Source organism: Mesorhizobium sp. B1-1-5, assembly GCF_006443065.1.
GTDB lineage: Bacteria > Pseudomonadota > Alphaproteobacteria > Rhizobiales > Rhizobiaceae > Mesorhizobium.
Genome location: NZ_VFWS01000339.1, coordinates 1 through 1,565 on the forward strand (window position 1 = coordinate 1; position 1,565 = coordinate 1,565).

The 1,565-nt window shown below is 61.3% G+C and carries 2 protein-coding genes; both read right to left on the reverse strand.

Features of this window, described 5'->3' with window-relative positions; translation table 11 throughout:
• Positions 1–760: TIGR04290 family methyltransferase (locus tag FJ980_RS31115; RefSeq protein WP_140547375.1), on the reverse strand; the 760-nt coding region annotated here is incomplete at its 3' end.
• A gap of 2 nt (positions 761–762) precedes the next feature.
• On the reverse strand, positions 763–1,560 hold the full coding sequence (locus tag FJ980_RS31120; RefSeq protein ID WP_140547376.1) for a sugar phosphate nucleotidyltransferase: 798 nt from the start codon (positions 1,558–1,560) through the stop codon (positions 763–765).
• Between the last annotated feature and the right edge of the window lie 5 nt (positions 1,561–1,565).

Sequence of the window (1,565 nt, forward strand, 5' to 3'; positions counted from 1 at the left end):
ATTCATGGATCTGTCCTTTCGACGGGTAGACGGCGCCGCCGCCGGCCGGATCGCCGGCGGAACGGCAAAAATAAACCTCCTGCTCGGGGTGCAAAAAAATCTCGAAGCCGGCGCTGCGCAACATCGCTTCGGTGCAGGCGCGGTTGGGAATCCACCAATTGGTCGGATCGTCGGCATATCGATGTTCGATGAAATGCAGTTTCGGAAATTCCGGCAGCTCGAACAGGTCGTGCGTCCAGAAATGATAATTCTGCTCAAGCGCAGGCAGATCGGCGCTGCCGCGTTGCATGGACTGGAAGATCATCAGGTCGCCGGCGACATTCCCGCGGATCAGGTCGAGCGCGAGCAGGGGATGGCGCAGCTGGTAAAGAACCCCCCTGAACAGCACGATGTCGAATGTCTCGCGCAGGGCGCCGACGTCATAAACCGAAAGCTTCTGGAACTCGATGTCGCAGTCCGCGATCTCGGCGGCAAAGCGCGCCTGTGCCAGATAGGCCTCGTCGAAATCGATGCCGAGGACGCGACCGGCGCCGCGCCGTTTCATTTCGATGGAATAAAAACCGGCATTGCAGCCGATATCGAGCACGGACTTGCCGGACAGGTCGGCTGGAATGGCATAGGCGAACTTGCGCCATTTGACCAGCGGGTAGTTACCGAGAAAATGGTCCGGAGCAGTTTCGACGCCGGCTAGTTCCATGTTGTGGAACCATGGGCCGAGGGCATCGATACGGCGTTGGATTTCAGCATGGGAATGCAGCATGGCTAAGCTCCTTCGCCCGGAACGGCATGCGAATGTGCAGTAGGCGCGATCATCGTGGGCCGGTGCTGTTTGGACGCAGCAGCGTCGTCGAGCAGCCGAAGGGCCGCGCGATAACCGTTGAAAGTGCCGACATCGACGTAGGCGGCCCCTGCCTTCACCCCATACGCCTGACCGCCCGCCGTCAGGTAGGCGTTGATCAACGTGCCGATATATTCGTCATAGCAATCCCGCTCGCGCCAGAGTGCCGCGAGCTGGTGCAGGACATGGCCCGGCATCTTGAACGCGCCCCATATCCAGTTCGTCGCCGCGTCCTGCCGCTTGACCTGGATTTCCCGCACCCGGCCCTCCTCGTCGAGAACCACGGCATCGAAAAATTCCGGCCGATCCACCGGGAAGAGCAGGAATGACAGCCGGTCGTCCGGCAGACGGCAGAAGCCGTCTTCGGGAAACCAGATCGTATCGGGAAGCCCGATCAACACCGTCTCGTCCGGTGCGACGAGGGGTGCTGCCCGGAAGATGGCGTCGCAAAGGCCAACGGGGTTGGGTTGTACCACGAACAGAGCGGTCGCCGCTCCGTAGCCCGCGGCATAGTATTCGAGAATGTCGGATTTACCCGATCCGATGATGAAACAGACCTTGTCGACGCCGGCGCGCACCATCCGCCGCACCAGGTACTCGCTTACGGCACATGGGCGCTCTGTCTGTCCATCGATCCGGCTCCCGACCGGCAGCAGCTCTTTCGAGAAGCCGAGCGGTTGAATGCGGCTGCCGCGTCCGGCAGCGGGCACGATGCCCAACATCAGAC